Source organism: Paucibacter sp. M5-1, assembly GCF_027498415.2.
GTDB lineage: Bacteria > Pseudomonadota > Gammaproteobacteria > Burkholderiales > Burkholderiaceae_C > Roseateles_E.
Map to the genome: position 1 here is coordinate 2,523,620 of NZ_JAPZLM020000001.1, position 24,915 is coordinate 2,548,534.

The following is a 24,915-nucleotide window of genomic DNA, read 5'->3' on the forward strand; positions in this document are numbered from 1 at the left end:
GCTTCAGGCGGCTTGCCCCCGCAGCAAGACCGGCGCCAGCGCCCGTCCCGAATGCGAACCCGAGGCCACCACCTGCTCCGGCGTGCCGGCCACGACGATGCGTCCGCCGGCCGTACCGCCCTCGGGGCCCAGATCGATGACCCAGTCGGCCTCGGCGATCACATCGAGATCGTGCTCGATCACGACCACCGAATGCCCGCCCGCCACCAGGCGGTGCAGCACGCGTATCAGCTTCTCGACATCGGCCATATGCAGGCCCACGGTCGGCTCGTCCAGCACATAGAGCGTGTGCGGCGCCTTCTGGCCGCGGCGCGTGACGTCGTCGCGCACCTTGACCAGCTCGGACACCAGCTTGATGCGCTGCGCCTCGCCGCCCGACAGCGTCGGTGAGGGCTGGCCCAGGGTCAGATAGCCCAGGCCCACATCCTTCAAGAGCTGCAGTGGGTGCGCGATATTGGGCATGGCCGCGAAGAACTCGACCGCCTCGTCGACCTCCATCGCCAGCACATCGCCGATGCTCTTGCCGCGCCAGCTGACGCCCAGGGTCTCGGGATTGAAGCGCTGGCCATGGCACTGATCGCACAGCACCTTCACGTCCGGCAGAAAGCTCATCTCTATGGTGCGCATGCCCTGGCCCTCGCAGCCGGGGCAGCGGCCCTCGCCGGTGTTGAAGGAAAAACGCGCCGGCGCATAGCCGCGCGCCTTGGCTTCCAGCGTCTCGGCGAAGAGCTTGCGGATTGCGTCCCAGAAACCGATATAGGTGGCCGGGCAGGAACGCGGCGTCTTGCCGATCGGCGTCTGATCGACCTCCAGCACCCGGTCCACCTGCTCGTGACCCTCAATGCCCGCGCAACCGATCCAGGGGTTGGGCGCGCGGCGCAGCGGCACGGCCTGGGCCATATTGGCCAGCAGCACATCGCGCGCCAAGGTGCTCTTGCCCGAGCCTGAGACGCCGGTGATCGCGACCAGGCGGTGCAGCGGCACATCGATGCTGACCTGTTGCAGATTGTGCAGGGTCGCGTCGAGCACGCGCAGCTTCGGTGCGCCATCCAGCATCTCGCGCCGCGCCTGCAGCGGGTGCAGCAAGGGGTTGGCGAGGAAGCGGCCGGTGACCGAGTCCGGCTGCAGCGCCAGATCGGCCGCCGTGCCCTCGGCGACGACCCGGCCACCGCGCTTGCCGGCGCCGGGGCCGATGTCGATGATGTGGTCGGCCCGGCGTATCGTGTCCTCGTCGTGCTCGACGACCACCAGGGTATTGCCCTTGTCGCCCAGTGTGCCCAGCGCCTTCAAGAGGATCTGGTTGTCGCGCGGGTGCAAGCCTATGGTGGGCTCGTCGAGGATGTAGCAGACGCCCTGCAGATTGCTGCCCAGTTGGGCGGCCAGGCGGATACGCTGGGCCTCGCCGCCGGAGAGGGTCGGCGCAGCGCGGTCCAGGGTCAGATAGCCCAGGCCCACCTCTTCGAGGAACTCCAGCCGGCCCTTGATCTCGACCACCACGTCGCGGGCGATGTCGGCGTCGCGGCCGGTCAACTCCAGCGCATCGACCCAGGCCCGGGCATCCTTGACGCTCCAGCCGGCCACCGTGCTGATGGCCTGGTCCTCGAAGGTCACGGCGCGGGCCGACGGGTTCAGGCGGGAACCGCAGCAATCGGGGCAAGGCTGGTCCACCAGGCCCTCGACTTCGGCCTCCTCGGACGGGAAACTCTGCTCGCGGCCCTTGTTGTCCTTGTCCTGAACCGAATCGTCCAAGGCCTTGCGCTGCTCGCGGGTCAGCGCAAGACCTGTCCCCACGCAGCTGGTGCACCAGCCATGCTTGCTGTTGTAGCTGAACATGCGCGGGTCCAGCTCGCCATAGCTGGTGCCGCAAGTCGGGCAGGCGCGCTTGGTCGAGAACACCTTGACGCTGCCGATCCGGGCCGTGCTCTGGCCGTCGGCGATCGCCGCGTGCAGGCCATCCAGCGGGCTCAAGAGGTGCAACACGCCCTTGCCCAGGTCCAGGGCCTTGGCCAGCAGCTCGCGCAGCTGCGCCTCGTTATCGGGACGAATCACCAGATCGCCGACCGGCAGCTCCAAGGTGTGTTCCTTGAAGCGGTCCAGCCGCGGCCAGGGCGCGGTCGGCAGGAATTCGCCATCGACGCGCAGATGCGTGTGGCCGCGCGCCTTGGCCCATTTGGCGAGGTCGGTATAGAGACCCTTGCGATTGACGACCAGCGGCGCCAACAGGCCCACATGCTGGCCCTTGTGGTCGCGCAAGAGCTGGGCGGCGATCGACTCGACGCTTTGCGGCTTGACCGGCGTGCCGTCGTGGATGCAATGCTGCACGCCCAGCTTCACATAGAGCAGGCGCAGGAAATGCCAGACCTCGGTGGTGGTCGCGACCGTGCTCTTGCGGCCGCCGCGCGAGAGGCGCTGCTCGATGGCCACCGTCGGTGGAATGCCCCAGACCGCGTCGACCTCGGGCCGGCCGGCCGGCTGCACGATCGATCGCGCATAGGCGTTCAGCGACTCCAGATAGCGGCGCTGGCCCTCATTGAACAGGATGTCGAAGGCCAGGGTCGACTTGCCCGAGCCGGACACGCCGGTGATCACATTGAACTTGCCGCGCGGGATGGACACGTCCACCGACTTCAGGTTGTGCTCGCGCGCATTGACGATGCGAATCGATTCGTCCTGCGCCTTGCGGCGCGCCCGCACCAGGGTCTGCAGCGGCACGCCCTCCTCCACCGCCAGCGCCGGCCGGTCCATATGGGCGGCGTACTCGCGCAGCGCCAGCGCGGTGTGCGAGCTCGGGTGCTCCTTGACCTCCTCGGGCGTGCCCTGGCAGACCAGCTCACCGCCCTGCTCACCGCCCTCGGGGCCGAGGTCGATCAACCAGTCGGCCGCGCGTATCACGTCAAGGTTGTGCTCGATCAGTATCAGCGAATGGCCGGCGCCCAGCAGCTTGCGCATCGCGCGCATCAGCTTGGCGATGTCGTCGAAATGCAGGCCGGTGGTCGGCTCGTCGAACAGGAAGAGCGTGCCCTTCTTCGCGACGGCCTGGCGCGTCTTGCTGGCCGTGCTGGCGGCCTCGGCCAGGAAGCCGGCCAGCTTCAGGCGCTGGGCCTCGCCGCCCGACAAGGTCGGCACCGGCTGGCCCAGCTTGATGTACTCCAGGCCCACATCGACGATGGGCTGCAGCTTCGCGACCACCTCGCGGTCGTCCTTGAACAGGCTGACCGCCTCGCTGACGGTCAGGTCCAGCACATCGGCCACGCTCAGCTCGCGCGGGCCGCGCAAGAGCTTCACATCCAGCATCTCGCCGCGGTAGCGGCGGCCATCGCAGTCCGGGCAGCGTAGATAGACGTCGGACAGGAACTGCATCTCCACATGCTCGAAGCCCGAGCCGCCACAGGTCGGGCAGCGGCCGTCACCGGCATTGAAGCTGAACATGCCGGCCGTGTAGCTGCGCTCGCGCGCCATCGGCGCATCGGCGAACAGCTTGCGCAGCTCGTCAAAGGCGCCGACATAGGAAGCCGGATTCGAGCGCGCGGTCTTGCCGATCGGCGACTGGTCGACGAAGACCGCGCTGGACAGCCAGTCGGCACCCAGCAGGCGCTCATGCGCGCCGGGCGTCTCGGTGGCCTGGCCGAAATGGCGGGCCAGCGCCGGGTACAGCACATCCTGCATCAGGGTGCTCTTGCCCGAGCCCGAGACGCCGGTGACCACCACCATGCGCTGCAGCGGGAACTCGACCGTGACATTGCGCAGATTGTGTTCGCGCGCGCCCTCGAGGATCAGCCGCGGCGTGCTGGCCTCGACCAGGCGCTTCAGCCCCATGCCCACATGCTTGCGGCCGCCCAGATAGGCGCCGGTCAAGGTGTCGGCGGCGCGGATAGCTTCCGGCGTGCCGTCGAAGACGATCTCACCGCCCTTCTCGCCGGGGCCGGGGCCCATATCGATCAGGCGGTCGGCCGCCAGCATCACGGCCGGGTCATGCTCGACCACCACCAGCGTGTTGCCGGCATCGCGCAGCCGGTGCATGGCCTGCACGATGCGGTTCATATCGCGCGGGTGCAGGCCGATGCTGGGTTCGTCCAGCACGAACAAGGTGTTGACCAGCGAGGTGCCCAGGGCCGTCGTCAGGTTGATGCGCTGCACCTCGCCGCCGCTCAGGGTGCGGCTCTGGCGGTCCAAGGTCAGGTAGCCGATGCCGACATCGACCAGGTATTTGAGCCGGTTGCGGATCTCGTCGAGCAATAACTTCAGCGCATCGTCCAGCAGGGTGCTGGGCAGCTGCAGCTCATCCATGAAGGCGCGCAGCCGGTGGATCGGCAGCTGCATCAGATCGTGCAGGTTCAGGCCCGGCAGGGCTTCGAGCTGGGCACGGTTCCAGGCCACGCCCATCGGCATGATGCGCTGCGCCGCCGGCAGCACCGCATCGGCCAGGGCCTTGGAGCCGACACGCCACAGCAGCGCCTCGGTCTTCAGCCGCGCGCCGCCGCAGGTGCCGCAGGGCGTGTAGCTGCGGTACTTGGACAAGAGCACGCGGATGTGCATCTTGTAGGCCTTGCTCTCCAGGTATTCGAAGAAGCGCTTGACCCCGTACCACTGCTTGTTCCAGTTGCCGCTCCAGTTCGGCGAGCCCTCGACGACCCAGTCGCGCTGGGCTGCACTGAGCTGCATCCAGGCGGTGTCGCGCGGGATGCCGGCCTCGCCGGCGTACTTCATCAGGTCGGCCTGGCAGCTCTCCCAGGCCGGCGTCTGCATCGGCTTGATCGCGCCGCCGCGCAGCGTCTTCTTCTCGTCCGGGATCACCAGGCCCATATCGACGCCGATCACGCGGCCGAAGCCGCGGCAGGTCTCGCAGGCGCCCATCGCCGAGTTGAAGGAGAACAGCGGGGGCTGCGGGTCCTGGTAGCGCAGATCGCTGTCGGGGCAATGCAGACCGGTCGAATAGCGCCACAGCTCGGGCTCGGCCTCGCCCTCGGCCGGCATGGCATAGATGTTCATGCGGCCGCTGCCGCGCTTCAGGCTCAGCTCGATGGCCTCCATCGCCCGCTGCTTGTCGGCGCCCTGGATGCGGAAGCGGTCGGCCACCACATCCAGCACCTTGCGCGGCCCGGTCGGCGTGCCGACCTCCCGTTCGGCCTGCACGCGGGTGAAACCGCTGGCCGACAGCCACTGCTCGATCTGCTCGGCCGTGGTGTTTCCGGGCAACTCGACCGGGAAGGTCAGTATCAGTCTGGGATCAGTTGCCGAGGTCCGCGCCAGCAGTTCGGCGTAAATCGTCTGCGCCGTGTCGTGCCGCACGCCCTGCGCGGTCTGCTTATCGAACAATTCTGCGGCACGGGCATAGAGCAGCTTCAGATGGTCGTTCAGCTCGGTCATCGTGCCGACCGTCGAGCGCGAGGTGCGCACCGGGTTGGTCTGGTCGATCGCGATGGCCGGCGGCACGCCGTCGACCTTGTCCACCGCCGGCCGGTCCATGCGGTCCAGGAACTGGCGGGCATAGGCGCTGAAGGTCTCGACATAGCGGCGCTGGCCCTCGGCATAGAGGGTGTCGAACACCAGGCTGGACTTGCCCGAGCCGCTGGGGCCGGTGACCACCGTCAGCTCCGCCGTGCGAATGTCCAGATCCAGATTCTTCAGATTGTGTTGACGCGCGCCGCGTATGCGGATCAGACCTTCGGACATTGCTTGGCAGCCTTGGCAGGGAGGAGACCGGACATTCTAGGGAGCGAGCGGCACAATCCTGTCAGCAGGGCCGATGTCAAGGCCCGCAGTGCAGGGCCCCTGGGCGTTGCGCTGGGGCGCTTCACAGGCAACAATTGACCCCACGCCCGGCCCTCCACCCAAAAACAAGGGAAAACCCTTGAATTGAACGAGACGCCGGGAGCCTGGTGGCGATAGGCTTGGGAGCCGCATTGCCAGCGGGATGCACCGCAGGTGCCGGGAGTTCAGCGACGGGATGGATGGGAAGCTTCGAGGCTTATCAATCAATGCAAACAACAACCCTCATCAATATCCACAGGCCGGGTCTGATGGCGCCGCTGCTGGCGCAGTCGGGCCATGAGTCGGGACCGCTGAGCCCGGACGAGCAGAGCGACGCCTCACAGCCGCAGCCGGCCACCGCGCTGCCCACCGTGCTGCTGGTCGAGGACAACCACATCAACCAGGTCGTCGCGCTCGAGTTCCTGGCCTTGATGGGGGTGCAGAGCCGGCTCGCGAAGAACGGCCTGGAAGCCGTGTCGCTATGCCTGGAGTCGCCGCCCGATCTGGTGCTGATGGACATCCAGATGCCCGGCATGGACGGCCTCGAATGCGCCCGCCGCCTGCGCGAGCTGCAGCGCGAAGGCCAGCTGCCCGCCTTCCCCATCCTGGCCCTGACCGCCCACGCGCTGGAAGCCGATGTGCTGGCCAGCATGGACGCCGGCATGGACGAGCACCTGACGAAGCCGCTGGACTTCGTCGCGCTGCGCACCAGGCTGCATCGGTGGTTGAAGTTGCCGGGCTTGAATTGAGCGCGTGACGGGGCCGCGAGGCCGAGGGCGGGCCGGGCGGCTTCAGGCTGGTTGTTGCCGCCGTTCGCGGAGCGCCCTGCAGCCGGCAGCTATCACGTGAAGCGGACGTCGACCGGCGCAGCGACTGGTCGGGCTACATACTAGGTAGCCATCTAATCCCCCCAGAAATCGAATGTGCCCGTTCTACATGTCCTGCCGTGAGCCCACCCGCGAGAAGCACGCGGGCGACTGCGCGACCCGGCTGTGGCAGTCCGCGCTCACGGGGCCAGATAATCGATGCAGCTACGCCGTGGGCGTCCTGCACCTCAAAGCGGGCGAACTGGCGATGAGTCCCTGACCCTGCTGGCGCGCGCCAACGTAGCTTTTCTTGAGGTCTTCACCATGTCGGACGAAGTTCGCCGCTTGCTGGAAGCGCAGGCACGTCAGAAAGCGCTTTTGGATCCGTACGTCGGCTTGACGAAGTACGTTGAGCCCAGCTCTGCGCTGCAACACGCCATGCGCGCAGACAGGGCCGCGATGGAGATCCTTCAGGCCCCAACCCTCCGCAGCCGGATGCTCGCGGATCTCATTCCGCACAGCCTGCGCGACGTGTCTGCCGAGGACCTAGTTGCCAAGACGTACGGTGGCACGAGCAGTGCCCAGGACGCGATGTTGGCGCTCTCGAGTCATCAGGCCGTGTCCCCGCTGGCGGAGGCTAGGCAGCTCGGGCTGCTGGACCCCGCGCACGACCTTCATAAGTCGGTGAGCAGCGCGCTGGCAGCCAGCCGCGCTTTTGAAGAGCAGTTCCGCCTGCCCAGTGAGTCTGAGATTGAGAGGATGGCGAGGGAGGCGCTGGAGCAAACCGACCTCAGGCGCATGTTCGTCACCGGGAGCGACACCCTTCAACAGGCGATGGCACGAATGCATTCGCCCTGGGTTCAGATCGACCATGCCGCGAGCTCGGCAAAAGCCTTCGCAGATCTCGTGGGCATCGGACGGGGCTTGGCGCAGACCGCGCCCTACGACGCTCCGTTTGTCGCTTCGCTGCGGGCATCTCTCGGCGATTGGCGCGATACGCGGGTCCCGCAGCACGACCTGGTCGACCCCATCGTGCGGTTGGGCTTGTACCGCGAGCGCGGACTTGACCCCGAACTGACGGACTTCACATCTGCGGCATTCCGAGAAAGCCTGGGCATTGCCGGGCTCTCGTTCGATTCGCCGTCTGCTGCACCCGTGGACCCAACTGCACCAACTAGCGGGGAAGTCACGCCAGGCGACGAGCACGATGCCGCATTGACGGCTTTCGGGGCGCTACGGTCCTTCGAGGTCATCGTGAGGCAGTTCATAACTCAACGGCTACAAGCTGCCTACGGGTCGAAGTGGCCGAAGCGGGGCCTGCCTGCGGACGTCCTCACCAACTGCAAGGACAAGAAGGAACGAGGTGAGGCTGCGGGTGACGGTGATTTGCCATTGCTGGATTACGCCGACTTTACCGATTACATCAAGATCATCGACCGCGGTGACAACTGGAAGTCGATCTTCGAATCGGTCTTCCCACGCCGTGAAGACGTCAAAGAGTCCTTCCAACGGCTGGGGCCTGTGCGCATCGCCACCATGCACTCTCGCATGGTGCTGAGAGAGGACCAGCTGATGCTGGCTGTGGAAACACAGCGTGTGCTGAAGGCTATCAATGCGGCGCCGGCCCAGACGCCTATTGGCGTATCAAGCTGACGCATGTCGAAGCACGGCAGGATCAAGCACCACGCGAAACAGCACTTCGTCGCCCAGTGCTACACCAGGCCGTGGTGCGATCCAGAATCGGTCGGACCCAAGTCGACCCCGTACGTCTGGCTGTTCGATCTGGAAGGTCACAACGCCCGTCGCAAGGCACCGGTGAACCTCTTCACCGAGAACGACATCTACACGATCGTCGGCGCCGACGGAGAGCGCGACCTCCGCCTTGAGCATGGGCTTTGCGCGCTAGAAGACCAGTTCACGCGCATCCGCAACAAAACCTTCTTCAAGGGCCTCTGGCCCGATGAAGAACAGTTCGCCAGTGTGCTCGCCTTCGTGTGCACTGCTCACTCGCGCACCCGGGCCTTCCGAGACTTCCACAAGAACCAGTGGTCGAGCATACGGGAGCGCATGGAAGACATGCAGAGGGCGCTGAAAACGGCATCGCCGGTCCAGCGAGAAGCTATGGTGGCGATGAGTCGTAGTAGCCTCAGCGACAAGCGCGGCTCCATGGGCATAGAAGACGTGCGAAACATAGAACGCGACGTCATGCAGGTGATGCTCAGCGCAACCATGCAGATCGAGTTGCCGATGATGGCCCGCATGTCCCTGGCCGTACTGCGAACAGACGACTCCGTCGGTTTCGTGACCTCTGACGTGCCCGTGATGTACATGGACCCGACCGCGTACCGCCGCCAGCCAATGTTCCGCTCGCCAACTCTCGGGACGCGAGAAATCGAAGTTTCGATGCCGCTGTCTCCGTCGCTATGCCTGCTCCTGACCCACAGGCATGACTTAACGGGCTTCATCGACGTCAGCGCAAAGGTCGTGAACGAGATGAATCGGCAGCGCATCCTCCGTGCCGACGAGAGCTTTATCGCGAATCGCAACGACGTCTGTCCCCAGTGGTTTGAGCACCCGCCGATGCCGGACGACGCTTGGGAGAAGGTGCGCGAGCGCAAGATTGCCTGCGGCGAGTGGCCAGCCCCTCGCGCGCCACAATCTGCATCCGCTGCGACGCCGACGGAGGAACCCGTTGCGATGAAGTTCGCGGAGCCGCTGGACGGCGACAAGGATCCTACCGCCTGAGCTGCGGTAGGAGCTCACTTGATGTTGACCTTCGGGAGCCTGCCGTATCGGGCGGCATACATCGCGAGAAGAGCGCGCTCGTAGAAGGCGACTTGGGTAGCAGCGATGATTCCACTACGCTGACTACTGTGCCAGTTGCTAGTGCCCTGATGCCAAGTCGTGTGCCACAGGCGCTTGCACTGGGGGTCGTTGCAGGCAGTCCGATAACGCTTCACGGCGGAATGGAACCTCTCAAGCCGCCGGCCAACGTGAGACGACATCCCGATGTAGACGACTTCCTCTGGCAGCGCTGCGATGTCCAGCGCCTGACTTGGAGCTACGTCGGCGGCGGCAAGTACGTACAAGCCAAAGAGTCCGAAGTCCACAGGCACGTCAAGCTCTTGTGACGGTCGATCACGAGCGGTCCAATGCTGCCAAGGGCTGAACAGCAAATGCGGAACTTGGATCAATTCGGACATAGCGAGCCTTCACGCTGGTTCGGGCCGTGTCGTACGCGGCCGCGACCTGCGGCTTGCCGTCATAGATCTCGGCCAAGGGTCGCATCATCCTTGTTGCCCACCAACCTCCGCGGACGGCTGCGAGCGCCTACGAGATCGATTTTCGACTGTTATTGACAGGTTCGACTTAACGAACAGTTTTTCGACTAAGTTTGCTCTAGTAACTGCTAGGGCATGCCGACGTAGCCACCACCTTGATCTGCACGCACGTGCTGCGCTTGGGGCGGCGGGGCCGTGCGAAGCCCACTCGACGCGCTCCCGGTTAACGAGGTTCCCTGAAACGGGCACTCGGGTCGACCGCATGTGACTAGAGCAGACCGCCGTGCCCGTCACGTCGACCGACGGCAATCGCTGAAAAACCGTCCTCACACCCCACCCAAAAACCGCTCCACCAGCGCAAACTGCTCCGGCACATTGAGCGCCGGCGCATGGCCGCAGCCGGCGATCGTCGCGACCACGGCGCGCGGGCCGCGGCTGCGCATCGCTTCGGCGGTCTCGGCCAGCAGCAGGTCGGAGTCTTCGCCGCGCAGGCACAGCACCGGCAGGTCCAGGCTGTCCCAGGCGTCCCAGAGCTGGTAGTCCTGCGGGTGGTGAATGAACTGCTGGACCATGGCCGGGTCGTAGTGCGGGGTGACGCGGCCGTCGGGCAGGCGCCGTACCGAGGTCTCGGTCAGATGGCGCCACTGCGCGTCGCTCAAGGCACCGTAGGGCTTGTAGACCTGGCGGAAATACTGCTCCAGCTCGCTCACCGTGTCGAAGGCCGCCGGGTTGCCGGCATAGCTGCGGATGCGTGCGATCGCCGCCTCGGCCAGCTGCGGGCCGTTGTCGTTGAGTACCAGGCGGCGGATGCGGCCGCGCAAGGGGCCGGCCGCGGCCAGGGTGCCGATCGCACCGCCCATCGACGTGCCGACCCAGTGGAAAGCGCCCAGGCCCAGCTGGTCGACCAGGTCCACGGCCAGCTTCACATAGAAGTCCAGGCAGTACTCGCTGGCCGGGGCCGGGCTCCATTGCGACAGGCCGCGGCCCAGCGTGTCGGGACAGATCACGCGGTAGCGGCCGCTCAGATGGCGGGCCAGCTCGTCCATATCGCGGCCGGTGCGTGCCAGCCCATGCCAGGCGATCACGACCTCGGCGTTGCCGGCGCCCCATTCGGTGTAATGGATCTCGCGGCCGGCGCAGCGCAGGTAGTGGGAGCTGAAGGATGCACTCATGGCGAGTTCTCCTGGGCCCGGGCGCGCAGCCGCCCGACGATGCCGCTGGGGAAGTGATAGACCGCCAGCACGAACAGCAGGCCCAGCCACAGCAGCCAGCGATCCGGTGCGATCAGCTGCGACAGCAGCGGCACGCCCTCGACCGCGCCGGCGCCCAGCTTCATCAGGTCCTGCAGATAGTTCTGCGCCAGCACGAAGAGCACGCTGCCTATCACCGCACCGTAGATCGTGCCCATGCCGCCGATCACGACGATCAGGAGGATGTCCAGCATGATCTCGAAGGACAGCGAGGTGTCGGGCCCGTTGTAGCGCAGCCAGAGCGCCAGCAGCGCGCCGGCCAGGGTCGCGAACAGCGCGGCCAGCACGTTGGACCAGGTGCGATAGACCACGGTACGGTAGCCGATGGCCTCGGCGCGGAAGTCGTTCTCGCGGATCGCCTGCAGCACGCGGCCGAACGGCGAGTTGACGATGCGCAGCATCAGCAGCACCAGAGCCACGGTGGCGAGGAACAGCAGGTAGTAGGAGGCGAAGCGGCCGTCGATGGCCGCGCCGAGAAACGGCTGCTCCAGATACTCGGTGCCGGGCTGCAGGGCCTCGGGCACCTTGAAGCTCAGCCCGTCCTCGCCGCCGGTGAAGTCCGACAGCTGCGAGGCCAGGGTCAGAAAGGCCGAGGCAACGGCCAAGGTGATCATCGCGAAGAAGATCGCCTTGACCCGCAGGCTGAACAGGCCGATCAGCAGGGACAGCAGGAGCGAGACCGCCAGCGCACCGACAAGACCTGCCCCCACCGCGGCCCAGCCGGGGCCCATCCGCGAACTGGCGATCGCGATACCATAGGCGCCGATGCCGAAAAACATCGTGTGGGCGAAGCTGACGATGCCTGTATAGCCCAGCAGCAGGTCGTAGCTGGCCACCAGCACGATGAAGATCAGGATCTTGGCAGCGACGTTCAGCGCCCGGGTCGACGGGAAGATGAAGGGCGTCAGCGCCAGGCCCAGCACCGTGACGATCAGCAGCAGCGACAGCAGCCTGCTGCGCGGCAGGTCGTGGGAAAGAAGGGCTTTGAGCATCATCGATTCGTGACCGGATAAAGGCCCTGGGGCCGCCAAAGCAGGATGGCCACCATCAGCCCGATATTCGAGAACAGCGCCACCTTGGGCGCCAGAAAGCCGGTGTAGTTGGCCATCAACCCCACCAGCAGCGCGCCGACGAAGCAGCCCAGGGTCGAGCCCAGGCCGCCGATGATGATGACGATGAAGATCAGGGTGTTGACCTGGGCGCCGATCTGCGGCGTCACGCTCTGCTGGTACAGGCCCCACATCACGCCGCCCAGGCCGGCCAGCGCCGAGCCGCCGACGAAGACGCCGACGAACAGCCGGCGGATCCGGTAGCCCAGGCTCTCGACCATCTCGCGGTCCTGCACGCCCGCGCGTATCAGCAGGCCGAGCTTGGTGCGGTTCAGCAGCCACAACAGGCCGGCGAACACGGCCAGCCCCAGCAGCACGGCCAGCACGCGGAACTTCTCGACCGCCACATCGCCGAACAGCAGCGCGCCGCGCAGGCCTTCGGGCAGCGGCAGCGCGATCATCTGCGCGCCCCAGATCATCTTGATCAGCTCCTCGCCGATGATCATGCCACCCATCGTGATCAGGATCTGCTTCAGATGCATGCCGTAGACCGGCCGCACCAGCACCCGCTCGAAGGCCAGGCCGACCGCCGCGGCCACCGCCATGCCGACCGCGCAAGCCGCAGCCACCGCGATCAGATTGCTCAGCAGCGAGGGGCTGGCGGTGAATCCACTCATGGCTCCCAGCACCGTGGTCGCCATGAAGGCGCCCAGGGCGATGAAGACGCCATGGCCGAAGTTCAAGACGTCCATCAGCCCGAACACCAGGGTCAGGCCCGAGGCGATGATGAAGATGATCAAGCCCATCGCCAGGCCGGCCAGGGTCAGCGTGGCCCAGGTGCTGGGGCTGCCGATCAGCGGCAGCGCGACCAGGGCCAGGCCCAGCAGCAACAGCAGCGGCATGAGGTTCTTGCGTTCGGCGCTGATGATCATTGGTGCGCTCCCAGCGACAGACCCAGGAGACGCTGCTGCAGTGCCTCGTCGCCGGCCAGCTCGGCCATCGCGCCGCTGTGCACGACACGGCCGTCGTCCATCACCGCGACCCGGTCGCCCAAGGCCTTGGCCACCATGAAGTTCTGCTCGACCAGCAGCACCGTGCTGCTGCCACTGCGTTTCAACTCGCGCAAGGCTTCGATCATGTTCAGGATGATGGCGGGCGCCAGGCCCTTGGAGGGTTCGTCGATCAGCAGCAGGCGGCGCGGTTCTATCATCGCGCGGGCGATGGCCAGCATCTGCTTCTGGCCGCCGCTGAGCTTGCCGGCGGGATGCAGCCAGAAGGTCTTCAGCGCCGGAAAGAGGCCGAACAGCCAGTCCAGGCGCTGCGTGTCCAGCTCGTCGATGGAGCGGGCCCGGCGCGCGGCCAGCAGCAGGTTCTCGCGCACCGTCAGGTCGCCGAAGATGCCCATGTTCTCGGGCACATAGGCGATGTCGCGCTGCGCGATCTCGGGTGTGGTCGCGGCGGTGATGGGCCGGCCGTCGAACAAGACCTGACCCTGGCTGGCCTTCCACAGGCCCATGATGGTTCGCAGCGTCGTGGTCTTGCCGGCGCCGTTGCGACCCAGGAGCATCGTGACCTGGCCCTCGGGCACGGCCAGGTCGACGCCGTGCAGGATGTGATAGGCGCCGATATGGGTATGCACCCCCTCGAGGCTCAGCAAGGGCTTGCTCATGCCGCCACCCCGAGATAGGCGTTCTGCACCACGGGCGAGGCGATCACGGCGGCCGGCTCGCCATCGGCCACCAGCTGGCCGTTGTGCAAGACGATGATGCGGTCGGCCAGCTCGCGCACCACGTCCATCTTGTGCTCGACCAGCAGGATGGTATGGCGCCCTTCCGCCTTCAACGCGCGTATCAGGTCCAGGATCACCGGCACCTCGTCGACGCTCATGCCGGCGGTCGGCTCGTCGAACATATAGACCTTGGGCTGCAGCGCGATCAGCAGCGCCACCTCCAGCTTGCGCTGGTCGCCATGCGGCAGGCTGGCCGCCGGTGCGTCGGCCCGGGCGCCCAGGCGCACCCGCTCGACGATGGCCTGCGCCTCGTCCAGCAGCTCGCGGTGGCTCAGCCAGACGCTCAGAAAGTTCAGCCCCATGCCGCGCCGCGCCTGCACCGCCAGCCGCACGTTCTCCAGCACCGACAGATTCGGAAACAGCTGGGTCAGCTGAAAAGCCCGCCCGAGGCCACGGCGCGTGCGCTGCGGCGCCGACAGCGGGGTCAGGTCATGCCCGTCGAGCGACACCGAGCCTTCGCTGGCCCGCAGCTGGCCCGAGATCAGATTGAAATAGGTGGTCTTGCCGGCCCCGTTGGGCCCGACGATGGCCGTCAGCGTACCCGGCGCGAAGGCGCAGGACACGCGGTCGACGGCCACATGGCCGCCAAACCTTATTGTGAGATCGCGGGTTTCAAGCATGGTATTTCACAACGAAGTGGCACAGCCCGAGGCGTAGCGAGCGGACGCAGGACTAGGCGCGGGGGGACCCGTGGACCGGAACGTACTTCCTGTACGTGAGGATCCACGGGAGGACCCGCAACGACGGCCTGCGTTCGCGCAGTAGCCGGCGCCCTCAACGCTTGTTGCGAACGGGCACCTGCATTTCCTCAGGCTTGATCTCGCGGATCAGCTCCGGCACGCCCCAGGGGAAGGCCGGATCCACCTTGATCTTGAAGTGATACATGGATTGCATCGCCTGATGATCCTCGGCACGGAAGCTCATCTTGCCCTTGGGCGTCTCGAAGCTCATGCCCTCCATGGTCTTGATCAGCTTGTTGGTGCTGGTGTCGCCGGCGGTCTTCTTCAGCGCCTCGACCACCGCGATCGCCGCGCTCATGCCGCCGGCGGTGAAGAAGTCCGGCGGGCTCTTGAACTGCTTGTAGTGGTTGGCGACCAGCCACTCATTGGCCGGGTTCTTGGGGATGCCGAAGTAGTAGTAGGTCGCGCCCTCCATGCCGGGGAAGGCCTTGTAATTGACCATCGCCGGCATGATGTTGCCGCCGGTGGCGATCTCGATGCCATGGCGCTTCAGGTCCAGATCGGCGATCTTGAAGGGGTTGCCGGCGCCAGCCCAGATGATGAAGATCACCTTGCGGCCCGGCTGGTCCTTCAGCTTGTCGATCAGGCGCTGGGCACCGGCGGTGAAGTCGGTGGTCGTCGTTGGCAGGTACTCTTCGTGAACGATCTTGGCCTTCTTGACCGCGTCCTTGAAGGCCTTCACGCCGTCACGGCCAAAGGCATAGTCCTGGGCCAGGGTCGCGATCGTCACGCCCGGCTTGTCCAGCGCGACGGCATTCGAGATCGCGTCCTGGCTGGAGTTGCGGCCGGTGCGGAAGATGTATTTGTTCCACTTGTCGCCGGTGATCGAGTCGGCCACGGCCGGCTCCACCAGCAGGATCTTCTTGTACTCCTCGGCCACCGGCAGCAGGGCCAGGGCCACGCCGGACGAGGTCGGGCCCACGGCCAGATCGGCCTTGTCGTCGCCATAGGCCGCGGCCAGCAGGTTCTTGCCCACATCGGGCTTGCCCTGGTCGTCCTTCTCGATCACCACCAGCTTGCGCCCCGCCACCATCATCGAGCCGCCGGTCGCATAGTCCAGGCCCATCATGAAGCCGGTCTGGGTCTGCTTGCCATAGGCTTCCAGCGGCCCGGTCTTGCTGTAGATATGGGCGATGCGGATGTCCTTGCCCGCCTGGGCCAGCGCGGGCGCCGGCGCATACCAGAGGGAGGCCGCCAGGGCTGCGATCAGGGCGGTGAGGACAAGGCGCTTGCTGGGAAGGGATGGGGTGGTCATCGGGTCGTCTCCTTGTTGTGGCTCGCTGAGCTTGCCCCATCAAGATGCACATCCCATGCCCGAACGCACCAAACTGGTGTAAACCCCGAGAAGCCACCGGCCAAGCGCCCCGATGGGCGGCGCTCGGCCGGGCAGCCGCATCGAACGCGCGTCCGGAAAGCAGACGCTGCCTGAAATTCAGACAGTCAATCGGCGGCCTGTGTCTAGATCTTGAACACCGCCACCGTCGCGCTCAGCTGCTGGGCCTGCTGCTTCAGCGACTCGGCCGCCGCCGCGGTCTGCTCGACCAGGGCGGCATTCTGCTGTGTCATGTCGTCGAGCTGGGCCACCGCCTGGTTGATCTGCGCAATGCCCTCGGACTGGCCGCTGCTGGCCTGGCTGATCTCGCTGACCGTGGTCGTGACGCGCTGCACCGCGCCGAGGATGTCGCCCATGGTGTCGCCGGCGCGGCTGACCTGCTGGCTGCCGGCCGAGACCCGCTCGGTCGAATCGGTGATCAAGGCCTTGATCTCCTTGGCCGCCTGGGCCGAGCGCTGCGCCAGGCTGCGCACCTCGGCCGCAACCACCGCGAAGCCCCGCCCCTGCTCGCCGGCCCGGGCCGCCTCGACGGCGGCGTTCAGCGCCAGGATATTGGTCTGGAAGGCCACGCCGTCGATCACGCTGATGATGTCGGTGATCTTGCGGCTGGCGTCCGAGATGCCGTCCATCGTGCGCACCACCTCCTGCATCGCCGCCGCGCCGGCGCGGGCCTGGCCGGCGGCCGTGTCGGCCAGCGCATTGGTCTGGTCGGCCGCCTGGGCCGAGTGGCGCACCTGCTGGGTCAGCTCCTGCATCGAGGCCGCCGTCTGCTGCAGATTCGAGGCGGCCTGCTCGGTGCGCGAGGACAGATCCTGGCTGCCCAGCGCCACCTCGCTGGAGGCATGGCCAATCGACTCGGTGGCCTCGCGGATGGCCCGCACCAGCTCGGTCAGGCGCGTTTGCATCGCCACCACCTCGCGCAGCACCAGGCCCAGCTCATCGGGCCGGCCGGGCTGGATGTCGGCGCGCAGATCGCCACCGGCCACCGCATGCATCAAGGCCTGCATGCTGGCCAGGCGCTTGCGCAGGCCGCGCACGAACAGCTCCACCCCGCCCAGCGCCAGGCCGCCGGCCAGCAGCACCAGCACCAGCGTGAACACCGCGTCCTGGCGCGCCACCGCCTTGACATCGTCGACATAGACGCCCGAGCCGATCACCCAGCCCCAGGGCGCGAAACCCAGCACATAGCTGCGCTTGGGCTCGGGGTCCTTGGCGCCGGGCTTGGGCCACAGATAGTCGACATAGCCGGCGCCGCTGGCCTTGACCACCTCGACAAACTCGATGAACAGGCGCTTGCCGTTCGGGTCCTTGTTCTGGCTCAGGTCCTGGCCATCGAGCTTGGTGTTGATCGGGTGCATCACCATGCGCGGGCTCATATCGTTGATCCACAGGTACTCGTTGCCCGAGTAGCGGATCTTGCCGATGGCCGCCGCTGCGGCGGCTTTGGCCTCGGCCTCGGGCATCGCGCCGGACCTGGCCTTCTCATAGTGCTCGCGGGCGATCTTCTCGCCCAGCTTGACCTGATCCACCGTGGTCAGCATCTTCACGCCCAGCAGGCTGCTGGAGGCCCGGTAGGTCAGCAGCAGCACCAGGGCCACAAAGCCCAGCACCACCACCAGCACCGCCAGGCGCAAACGGGTGGCCAACATCAGATTGCCCATGACTGTCTCCTTCTTATCGTCGCGATCACCGCGCGGCCACTATGCGGGCAAGCGTCGGCGCAGCGCAAGGGCGAGAAGCGCACAAACAACTGATCTCAGGTCAAGCCGCCCCGGGCTGGCGGCTTTTTGTCACGCCGCGCCGAGATCGGGCCAGCGCGTCAGGCGCTCGTAAAGAGAGGCCCGCGAGATCTGCAGCAGCCGGGCGGCCGCCATGCGATTGCCCTCGGTCAGCGCCAGGGCCTCGGCAATGGCCTCGCGCTCCAGCGCCTCGATGCGCTCGGGCAGCGGTCGGATGTGGTGCGGTGCCTGCGCAGCGGCCGGCGGCGCCTCGGCCGGCGCGGGCAGGCAGGCCAGCGCGGCCGGATCGAAGCTGTGCACGCCCAGCTGGATCTCGTCGCTCATCAGGCTGGCCTGCTCCAGCACATTGCGCAGCTGGCGGATATTGCCGGGCCAGGGCTGCCGGGCCAGCCAGTCCAGCGCCTCGGGGCTGAGCTGGCGCTGCGGCATGCCGCTGCGCCGTGCGATGTCCTCGCCCAGCGTCTCGGCCAGGGCCTCGATGTCCTCCAGGCGCTCGCGCAGCGGCGGCAGCTTCAGCGGCAGCACATTGAGCCGGTAGAAGAGGTCGGCGCGGAACTCGCCGGCCGCCACCATCGCGGCCAGGTCGCGGCTGGTGGCGGCGATCACCCGCACATCGACCCGCCGCACCGTGTTGCTGCCCAGCGGCTCGAACTCCTGCTCCTGCAGCACCCGCAAGAGCTTGCTCTGCAGCGCCAGCGGCATGTCACCGATCTCGTCGAGAAAGAGCGTGCCGCCATCGGCCAGCGCGAACTTGCCGTCACGGCCCTTGCGGTCGGCGCCGGTATAGGCGCCCGGCGCGACACCGAAGAACTCGGCCTCCAGCAAGGTGTCCGGCACGGCCGCGATATTGATGCTGACCAGCGGCCCGCCGGCACGCCGCGAGGCCGCATGGATGCCGTGCGCCAGCAGCTCCTTGCCGGTGCCGGTCTCGCCCAGCAGCAGCACCGGCGCATCGGTCTGCGCTACACGGCGGGCCTGGCGCTTGAGCTCCAGCGCGGCCGGGCCGGCGCCGATGAAGCTGGCGATGGTGTGCTTGGGGCGGCGATTCCTGACCTGCTCGGCCGCCAGCCGGCGGTGCGCCTCGTCGAGCTCCTGCTGCAGCCGTCCGAACTTGGCGATCAGCGGCTGCATCGTGGTCTCCGGGTGATCGAGCAGCACCACGCCCAGCGCACCGATCACCTCGCCAGCGTCACTGCGCAGCGGCAGGCGGCTGACCAGAAAGGTGCCGGCCTTGTTGCTCAGCAGGTCCACCAGAATGGGCTGGCCGCTGTCGATCACCTGGGCCATCAAGGTGTTGGGCACCACCTCCTCGACGCGGCGGCCGACGAAGTCGGACTCGTGCTCGAAACCCAGGCCGGGCAGAAAGCGCTTGTAGCCCTCGCTGATCCAGACGATGCGGTGCTCGCGGTCCAGCACCATCATGCCCTGGGCGCTGGACTCGAGCAGCTCGAACATCGTGCGCGCCGCCAGGCGCAGCACGCCGGGCGCATCGAGCGGGAGTTGGGAGCTGTTGATCACGAATGTCTGCGCAGCGGGAAACGGCGGCCGGCCGGCCACAGCCTGCGCAATGTAGCAGCGCGCCAAGGCCATCGGCGCGGCTGCGGGTCTACCCCGATGCGGGCTCCGCACAGGGCTGTAATTATGTAATCACCAATTCGCCACAGCCCATGAACAGCCCCGACCTCCCCCTGCGCGGCAGCTCGATGCACGATGCGGTGGCGGCGCGCCTGCGGGCGATGATCTTCGAGCGCGAGCTGGCACCCGGCGCGCTGGTCGACGAGAAGGCGCTGGCCGAGCAATGGGCGATCAGCCGCACGCCGCTGCGCGAGGCGCTGAAGGTGCTGGTGGCCGAAGGTCTGCTGGAGCTACTGCCGCGCCAGGGCTGCCGCGTCATCGAGATGCACGACGCCGACGCCAACGATCTGTTCCCGGTGATGGCGATGCTGGAGGGGCGCTGCGCCTTCGAAGCCGCGCGCAAGGCCACGCCGGCCCAGCTGCTGCAGCTGCAGCAGCTGCATGAGCAGCTGGAGCTGGCCGCCGCAGCCGGCGACATCGACAGCTATTACCGCGTCAACCATGTCTTCCACAGCCTGCTGCAGACCTTGGCGGCGAACCGCTGGCTGGAGCGCGCCACCGGCGATCTGCGCAAGTTCCTGCGCCTGCTGCGCGGCCGCCAGCTGAAGTCGCCGGGTCGGCTGCAGGCCTCGCTGGACGAGCACCGCCGCCTGCTGGCCGCGCTGCTGGCCGGCGACGCGGCCGGCGCCGAGGCCGAGATGCAAGCGCATCTGCTGGCCCAGCTGGGCGCCCTGCAAGCGATGAACCACAGTGCCGAGGTGAACCATGCTGGATGAGCTCAGACAAGCATCGGCGCTGCGGGGGCTGCGACGCCAGCAGCGCCAGGTGCTGATCGATGCGCGCCGCCTGCTGTCCGAGCGCGGCGAAGCCAACAGCCTGGGCCAGGCGCGTGAGCTGCTCGACAAGATCGCCAAGCTGCCTCCCGAGGGGCTGGACGAGCTGTTCGAGCGCCTGAGCCTGGACTTCAACCCCGATCCGCAGGCCGTGCTGCTGGCCGCCCAGGCCTATGCCGCCGAACCCAATGCCGCCCATCTGCTGGCGCTGAGCCGGGTCAGCGAGCCGCCGCGCCAGGAGCTGTTCCGCCGCCTGAACCGCGCGCCCGGCGCCACCGGCGTGCTGGTGCGGCTGCGCCGCAATCTGCTCGGCGGCCTGGCCAGGCATCCGGAATGGCGCAGTGTCGAGTCCGATCTGCTGCATCTGTTCGGCTCCTGGTTCAACCCGGGCTTTCTGCAGATGCGCCAGGTCGACTGGAACTCGCCGGCCCAGCTGCTGGAGCAGATCATCCGACACGAGGCGGTGCATGAGATCGACGGCTGGGACGATCTGCGCCGCCGCCTGCAGCCGGACCGCCGCCTGTTCGCCTTCTTCCATCCGCAGCTGCCGGACGAGCCGCTGATCTTTGTCGAGGTGGCGCTGCTGCCGGAGATGCCGGCCGCGATCGCGCCGCTGATCGACAAGAAGGCCGAAACCATGGCGCCGGACAAGTTCAAGGTCGCGGTGTTCTATTCGATCAGCAATTGCGAGCCCGGGCTCAAGGGCGTGTCGCTGGGTAATTTCCTGATCAAGCGGGTGGCCGAGCATCTGCAGCGCGAGCACCCGAAGCTCAAGACCTTCTGCACGCTGTCGCCGATTCCCGGCTTTACCGCCTGGCTGCAGCGCAGCAGCGATTTCAGCGCGCTGAAGCAGCTGAAGAAGCCGCAGCTCGAGCGTGCCCGCGAGGCCCGCGAACTGCTGCTGCAGGCCAGCGGCGGCGAACTCGCCAAGCTAAGCCAGGCCGAGACGCTGGCCAAGCTGGACAGCGCCGCCCAGCAGGCGCTGCAGCGTCTGGCTGCGGTCTATCTGGTCGGCCAGACCACCGGCGCGCAGGGCGATCCGGTGGCACGCTTCCATCTGGACAACGGCGCCCGCCTGGAGCGGCTCAACCCGATGGGCAATCGCGCCGCCAAGGGGCTGAAGCAAAGCTGCGGCATGATGGTCAACTATCTGTACGACCTCGGCAAGATCGAGGGCTATCACGAGGCCTTCACCCAGGGCGAGATCGCCTACTCGCGCGGCGTCGCCGCGCTGCTTTGATCCCTATCCACAAGCCGCCCCACGCGGCAATCACAGGAGACAGACCGATGAAGCCCACCATGACACGCCGCTGCTTGCTGGCCGCCGCCACACTGCTGGCCGCCACCGGCGCCCAGGCCCAGAGCTGGCCCAGCAAGCCCGTCACCTGGGTCGTGCCCTTCCCGGCCGGCGGCGGCACCGATGCCTTCGCGCGGCCGCTGACCGCCGTGCTCAGCAAGCAGACCGGCAAGCAGTTCATCATCGACAACAAGGGCGGCGCCGGCGGCACCGTCGGCGCCGGCATCGCCTCCAAGGCCGCGCCCGATGGCTACACCTTCTTCATGGGTGCGGTGCATCATGCGATCGCGCCGGCCATGTATCCCAAGCTCGAATACAAGTTGGAGGAGGACTTCGTGCCGGTGGCCCTGATCTCCAGCGTGCCCCAGGTCATCGTCGTCAACCCGGCCAAGGTGCCGGCCACCGATCTGAAGGGCCTGCTGGAATTCATCCGCAAGAATCCGGGCAAGCTGAACTACGGCTCGGCCGGCAACGGCACCTCCCACCATCTGGCCGGCGAGCTGTTCAAGCTGCAGACCAAGACCTTCATCACCCACATCCCCTACCGCGGCGCCGGCCCGGCGCTGCAGGACCTGATCGCCGGCCAGGTCGACATGATGTTCGACGGCCTCGGCTCCTCCGCCACCCATATCAAGAGCGGCCGCATCAAGGCCCTGGCCGTCGCGGCCAACAAGCGTGCGCCCGGCTTCCCCGATGTGCCGACCAGTGTCGAGGGCGGCGTGCCGACCTACCAGGTCGCGACCTGGTATGGTCTGTGGGCGCCCAAGGGCACGCCCAAGGACGTGATCAGCGCGATGCAGGGCGAGCTGCGCAAGGCCTTTGCCGACGAGGCCATCAAGTCGGCCTGGAATGGGCTCGGTACCGAGGTGCCCAGCATGTACGGCGATGCCTTCGGCAACTTCGTCAGCAGCGAGGTCAAGCGCTGGGCCGAGGTCGTGAAAAGCTCTGGAGCAAAACTGGATTGACTTGCGGGACAGACCGCCCGAGCGGAGCGAGTAGCTCTGTCCCCAACTGACTAGATTCGATTTCTGATGAATGCCAATGTCTTCGCCGCGCTGCGCGCGGCCTTCCCGGCCGATCTGGACGCCGTGGCGATCGAATGCGCCGACGGCCACGGCCTGAGCTACAGCTGGCGCGATATCGAGCGCGCCAGCGCGATGATGGCCAATCTGCTGGCCTCGCTGGACCTGCCGCCGGGCAGCCGGGTCGCGGTGCAGACGGAGAAGAGCGTCGAAGCGCTGATGCTGTATCTGGCGGTCTTGCGCGCCGGCTATGTCTTCCTGCCGCTCAACACCGCCTACCAGGCCGCCGAGATCGAGTATTTCATCGCCAATGCCGAGCCGGCGGTGGTGGTTTGTGCCGGCAAGAACTTCGGCTGGGTGTCCAAGATCGCCTTCCAGGCCGGCACCCAGAACGTCTTCACGCTCAATGAGGACCGCACGGGCACCCTCTTGGACCGCGCCGCCGCGATGAGCGATCAGCACCAGCCGGCCATCAAACGCGCCGACGAGCTGGCCGCCATCCTCTACACCAGCGGCACGACCGGCCGCTCCAAGGGGGCGATGCTGAGCCACGGCAATCTGCTCAGCAATGCGCAGACGCTGAAGGACTACTGGGGCTGGCGTACTCGGGAAGAAGGGGGCGATGTGCTGATCCACGCGCTGCCGATCTTCCATGTGCACGGCCTCTTCGTCGCCTCGCATGGCGCGCTGCTCAATGGCAGCAAGATGATCTGGTTCAGCAAGTTCGAGCCCAGGGCGGTGATCGCGCGCTTTGCCGAGGCCACGGTCTTCATGGGCGTGCCGACGCTGTATGTGCGCATGCTGGGCGAGGCCGCGTTGACCAAGGCGGCCTGCAAGACCATGCGGCTCTTCATCGCCGGCTCGGCGCCGCTGCTGCTGGAGACCTTCAAGGACTGGCAGAGCCGCACGGGCCACACCATCCTGGAGCGCTACGGCATGAGCGAGACGGTGATGCTGACGTCCAACCCCTACCGCGCCGAGGATGGGGATCGCCTGGGCGGCACGGTCGGCTTCTCGCTGCCCGGCGTCGGCGTGCGCGTGCGTGACGATCAGGGCCGCGACTGCGGGCCCGAGGAGATCGGCAATATCGAGGTCAGCGGCCCCAATGTCTTCTCGGGCTACTGGCGCATGCCCGAAAAAACCAAGGAAGAGTTCACGGCCGATGGCTGGTTCAAGACCGGCGATGTCGGCAAGCGCGACGCACGCGGCTATTTCACCATCGTCGGCCGCAGCAAGGACCTGATCATCTCGGGCGGCTACAACGTCTACCCGGCCGAGATCGAGGGCTATATCAACGAGATGGCCGGCGTCGCCGAATCGGCGGTGATCGGCCTGCCCCACCCGGACTTCGGCGAGGGCGCGGTGGCCGTGGTCGTGGCCAAGCCCGGGGCGGCGCTGGACGGCGAGGCCATCATCGCGGCGCTGAAAGGCAAGATCGCCAACTTCAAGATCCCGAAAAAGGTCTTCGTCGTGGCCGAGTTACCGCGCAACACCATGGGCAAGGTGCTGAAGAACCAGCTGCGCGAGCAGCACAAGACGCTGTTCGCCTGATGGATGCGACGCCATCACCCGCGGCCGCCCTCAACGAGACCTGCCCACGCTGCGGCGGGCCCTTCCACTGCGGCGCCGGCGAGGCGGTGTGCGAGTGCTTCGACCTGCGCCTCTCGCCGGAACTGATGAGCGAGCTGCGCGAGAACTACCAGCGCTGCCTGTGCATTGCCTGCCTGAAGGCCTTGCAGGGCGGCGCGCCGGTGCTGCATCCCTCCTGAGGGTGTGGCGCCAAAGCGCCAGACCGTCTTGCCGGAATTCCTAGGGTTTACGAGAATGCCGCACGCCTCCCGCACGGGGGGCGTTTTTTTGCACAAGCAGTCCAAAACAATCCCTCGGAGGAACCCTCTCATGAAGAACATCATCGCCCTGGCCCTGGCGGCCACCCTGGCAGCCCCGGCATTTGCCGCTTCGGATTTCTACATCGGTACCGATGTCGGCCAGACCCGTGTCGATGAAGGCGGCGTCAAGTTCAGAAGCACCGGCGTCAGTGTCTACGGCGGTTACCAAGTGGCTCCCAACATTGCCATCGAAGCCGGCTACCGCAATCTGGGCAGCGACACCGTCTTCGGCGTCAAGACCAAGGGCTCGGCCTGGCAGGCCTCGGCCCTGTTCCTGGCGCCGCTGAGCACCGACTTCAGCCTGTTCGGTCGCCTGGGAGTCAACCGCGTTGAAGGCAAGGGCTCGGCTACAGGCTTCAACATCAAGACCTCCGACACCAGGGCATTCTTCGGCATCGGTGGTCGTTACGCACTGAGCCAGCAGGTCGGCCTGCGCGCCGAGTTCCAGAAGCCCGATAGCGATACCAAGGTCTTCTCGGCCGGTATCGACTTCCGCTTCTGATTGTTGGCTTCCTGCCCGGCGCTGTCCGGGCAAGACCTGACACCAGGCCCGCAGCTGTA

Annotated in this window: 19 protein-coding genes; 9 read left to right on the plus strand and 10 right to left on the minus strand. The window is 66.8% G+C overall.

Features of this window, described 5'->3' with window-relative positions; genetic code table 11:
• Positions 1 to 3: 3 nt before the first annotated feature.
• Positions 4 to 5,673 carry an excinuclease ABC subunit UvrA gene (uvrA, locus tag O5M90_RS11850; RefSeq protein ID WP_269841207.1) on the minus strand — a complete coding sequence of 1,890 codons (5,670 nt, stop codon included), beginning with the start codon at positions 5,671 to 5,673 and terminating at the stop codon, positions 4 to 6.
• Positions 5,674 to 5,978: 305 nt separating this feature from the next.
• On the opposite strand from uvrA, the gene O5M90_RS11855 reads away from it, so the two are divergent.
• The 3 genes from O5M90_RS11855 (at position 5,979) to O5M90_RS11865 (ending at position 9,302) form a co-directional block, all read left to right on the plus strand.
• The gene (locus O5M90_RS11855) at positions 5,979 to 6,500 is read left to right on the plus strand and encodes a response regulator (RefSeq protein WP_269841208.1); all 522 of its coding nucleotides are present in this window, start codon (positions 5,979 to 5,981) and stop codon (positions 6,498 to 6,500) included.
• 381 nt (positions 6,501 to 6,881) lie between these two features.
• Positions 6,882 to 8,210, plus strand: coding sequence for a Swt1 family HEPN domain-containing protein (locus O5M90_RS11860; protein ID WP_269841209.1), 1,329 nt, complete (start codon positions 6,882 to 6,884; stop codon positions 8,208 to 8,210).
• 3 nt (positions 8,211 to 8,213) lie between these two features.
• Entirely contained in the window at positions 8,214 to 9,302 is a 1,089-nt protein-coding gene (locus tag O5M90_RS11865) for a DUF4238 domain-containing protein (RefSeq protein WP_269841210.1), read from the plus strand.
• 14 nt (positions 9,303 to 9,316) lie between these two features.
• Here the strand turns inward: O5M90_RS11865 and O5M90_RS11870 are convergent, their stop codons facing one another.
• From O5M90_RS11870 to O5M90_RS11910, 9 genes are all read right to left on the minus strand, one after another.
• Entirely contained in the window at positions 9,317 to 9,760 is a 444-nt protein-coding gene (locus tag O5M90_RS11870) for a hypothetical protein (protein ID WP_269841211.1), read from the minus strand.
• 404 nt (positions 9,761 to 10,164) lie between these two features.
• Positions 10,165 to 11,010, minus strand: a complete 846-nt coding sequence (locus tag O5M90_RS11875) for an alpha/beta fold hydrolase (RefSeq protein WP_269841212.1) — start codon at positions 11,008 to 11,010, stop codon at positions 10,165 to 10,167.
• The gene (locus O5M90_RS11880) at positions 11,007 to 12,080 is read right to left on the minus strand and encodes a branched-chain amino acid ABC transporter permease (protein ID WP_269841213.1); all 1,074 of its coding nucleotides are present in this window, start codon (positions 12,078 to 12,080) and stop codon (positions 11,007 to 11,009) included. Before O5M90_RS11880 ends, O5M90_RS11875 begins: the two co-directional genes overlap by 4 nt.
• Positions 12,080 to 13,069 carry a branched-chain amino acid ABC transporter permease gene (locus tag O5M90_RS11885; RefSeq protein ID WP_269841214.1) on the minus strand — a complete coding sequence of 330 codons (990 nt, stop codon included), beginning with the start codon at positions 13,067 to 13,069 and terminating at the stop codon, positions 12,080 to 12,082. Before O5M90_RS11885 ends, O5M90_RS11880 begins: the two co-directional genes overlap by 1 nt.
• The gene (locus O5M90_RS11890; RefSeq protein WP_269841215.1) at positions 13,066 to 13,806 is read right to left on the minus strand and encodes an ABC transporter ATP-binding protein; all 741 of its coding nucleotides are present in this window, start codon (positions 13,804 to 13,806) and stop codon (positions 13,066 to 13,068) included. Before O5M90_RS11890 ends, O5M90_RS11885 begins: the two co-directional genes overlap by 4 nt.
• Positions 13,803 to 14,546 carry an ABC transporter ATP-binding protein gene (locus O5M90_RS11895; protein ID WP_269841216.1) on the minus strand — a complete coding sequence of 248 codons (744 nt, stop codon included), beginning with the start codon at positions 14,544 to 14,546 and terminating at the stop codon, positions 13,803 to 13,805. Before O5M90_RS11895 ends, O5M90_RS11890 begins: the two co-directional genes overlap by 4 nt.
• A gap of 154 nt (positions 14,547 to 14,700) precedes the next feature.
• The gene (locus O5M90_RS11900) at positions 14,701 to 15,921 is read right to left on the minus strand and encodes a substrate-binding domain-containing protein (RefSeq protein WP_269841217.1); all 1,221 of its coding nucleotides are present in this window, start codon (positions 15,919 to 15,921) and stop codon (positions 14,701 to 14,703) included.
• 203 nt (positions 15,922 to 16,124) lie between these two features.
• A complete protein-coding gene (locus tag O5M90_RS11905; RefSeq protein WP_262970207.1) occupies positions 16,125 to 17,660 on the minus strand; it encodes a methyl-accepting chemotaxis protein in 1,536 nt (511 codons plus the stop codon).
• 129 nt (positions 17,661 to 17,789) lie between these two features.
• A complete protein-coding gene (locus O5M90_RS11910; RefSeq protein ID WP_269841218.1) occupies positions 17,790 to 19,256 on the minus strand; it encodes a sigma-54 interaction domain-containing protein in 1,467 nt (488 codons plus the stop codon).
• Positions 19,257 to 19,405: 149 nt separating this feature from the next.
• On the opposite strand from O5M90_RS11910, the gene O5M90_RS11915 reads away from it, so the two are divergent.
• The 6 genes from O5M90_RS11915 (at position 19,406) to O5M90_RS11940 (ending at position 24,856) form a co-directional block, all read left to right on the plus strand.
• On the plus strand, positions 19,406 to 20,089 hold the full coding sequence (locus O5M90_RS11915) for a GntR family transcriptional regulator (RefSeq protein WP_137943643.1): 684 nt from the start codon (positions 19,406 to 19,408) through the stop codon (positions 20,087 to 20,089).
• Positions 20,079 to 21,386 carry a malonyl-CoA decarboxylase gene (locus O5M90_RS11920; RefSeq protein WP_269841219.1) on the plus strand — a complete coding sequence of 436 codons (1,308 nt, stop codon included), beginning with the start codon at positions 20,079 to 20,081 and terminating at the stop codon, positions 21,384 to 21,386. Before O5M90_RS11915 ends, O5M90_RS11920 begins: the two co-directional genes overlap by 11 nt.
• A 47-nt stretch (positions 21,387 to 21,433) precedes the next feature.
• A complete protein-coding gene (locus O5M90_RS11925) occupies positions 21,434 to 22,408 on the plus strand; it encodes a Bug family tripartite tricarboxylate transporter substrate binding protein (RefSeq protein ID WP_269841220.1) in 975 nt (324 codons plus the stop codon).
• Positions 22,409 to 22,474: 66 nt separating this feature from the next.
• Positions 22,475 to 24,016, plus strand: coding sequence for a malonate--CoA ligase (locus O5M90_RS11930; RefSeq protein WP_269841221.1), 1,542 nt, complete (start codon positions 22,475 to 22,477; stop codon positions 24,014 to 24,016).
• On the plus strand, positions 24,016 to 24,234 hold the full coding sequence (locus O5M90_RS11935; protein ID WP_269841222.1) for a cysteine-rich CWC family protein: 219 nt from the start codon (positions 24,016 to 24,018) through the stop codon (positions 24,232 to 24,234). Before O5M90_RS11930 ends, O5M90_RS11935 begins: the two co-directional genes overlap by 1 nt.
• A gap of 130 nt (positions 24,235 to 24,364) precedes the next feature.
• The gene (locus O5M90_RS11940) at positions 24,365 to 24,856 is read left to right on the plus strand and encodes an outer membrane beta-barrel protein (protein ID WP_269841223.1); all 492 of its coding nucleotides are present in this window, start codon (positions 24,365 to 24,367) and stop codon (positions 24,854 to 24,856) included.
• The last annotated feature ends 59 nt before the right edge of the window (positions 24,857 to 24,915 follow it).

Bases quoted from the DNA above. Each gene is read 5' to 3' on its own strand.
- uvrA (WP_269841207.1), bottom strand. From the start codon at position 5,673: ATGTCCGAAGGTCTGATCCGCATACGCGGCGCGCGTCAACACAATCTG.
- O5M90_RS11855 (WP_269841208.1), top strand. From the start codon at position 5,979: ATGCAAACAACAACCCTCATCAATATCCACAGGCCGGGTCTGATGGCG.
- O5M90_RS11860 (WP_269841209.1), top strand. From the start codon at position 6,882: ATGTCGGACGAAGTTCGCCGCTTGCTGGAAGCGCAGGCACGTCAGAAA.
- O5M90_RS11865 (WP_269841210.1), top strand. From the start codon at position 8,214: ATGTCGAAGCACGGCAGGATCAAGCACCACGCGAAACAGCACTTCGTC.
- O5M90_RS11870 (WP_269841211.1), bottom strand. From the start codon at position 9,760: ATGTCCGAATTGATCCAAGTTCCGCATTTGCTGTTCAGCCCTTGGCAG.
- O5M90_RS11875 (WP_269841212.1), bottom strand. From the start codon at position 11,010: ATGAGTGCATCCTTCAGCTCCCACTACCTGCGCTGCGCCGGCCGCGAG.
- O5M90_RS11880 (WP_269841213.1), bottom strand. From the start codon at position 12,080: ATGCTCAAAGCCCTTCTTTCCCACGACCTGCCGCGCAGCAGGCTGCTG.
- O5M90_RS11885 (WP_269841214.1), bottom strand. From the start codon at position 13,069: ATGATCATCAGCGCCGAACGCAAGAACCTCATGCCGCTGCTGTTGCTG.
- O5M90_RS11890 (WP_269841215.1), bottom strand. From the start codon at position 13,806: ATGAGCAAGCCCTTGCTGAGCCTCGAGGGGGTGCATACCCATATCGGC.
- O5M90_RS11895 (WP_269841216.1), bottom strand. From the start codon at position 14,546: ATGCTTGAAACCCGCGATCTCACAATAAGGTTTGGCGGCCATGTGGCC.
- O5M90_RS11900 (WP_269841217.1), bottom strand. From the start codon at position 15,921: ATGACCACCCCATCCCTTCCCAGCAAGCGCCTTGTCCTCACCGCCCTG.
- O5M90_RS11905 (WP_262970207.1), bottom strand. From the start codon at position 17,660: ATGGGCAATCTGATGTTGGCCACCCGTTTGCGCCTGGCGGTGCTGGTG.
- O5M90_RS11915 (WP_137943643.1), top strand. From the start codon at position 19,406: ATGAACAGCCCCGACCTCCCCCTGCGCGGCAGCTCGATGCACGATGCG.
- O5M90_RS11920 (WP_269841219.1), top strand. From the start codon at position 20,079: ATGCTGGATGAGCTCAGACAAGCATCGGCGCTGCGGGGGCTGCGACGC.
- O5M90_RS11925 (WP_269841220.1), top strand. From the start codon at position 21,434: ATGAAGCCCACCATGACACGCCGCTGCTTGCTGGCCGCCGCCACACTG.
- O5M90_RS11930 (WP_269841221.1), top strand. From the start codon at position 22,475: ATGAATGCCAATGTCTTCGCCGCGCTGCGCGCGGCCTTCCCGGCCGAT.
- O5M90_RS11935 (WP_269841222.1), top strand. From the start codon at position 24,016: ATGGATGCGACGCCATCACCCGCGGCCGCCCTCAACGAGACCTGCCCA.
- O5M90_RS11940 (WP_269841223.1), top strand. From the start codon at position 24,365: ATGAAGAACATCATCGCCCTGGCCCTGGCGGCCACCCTGGCAGCCCCG.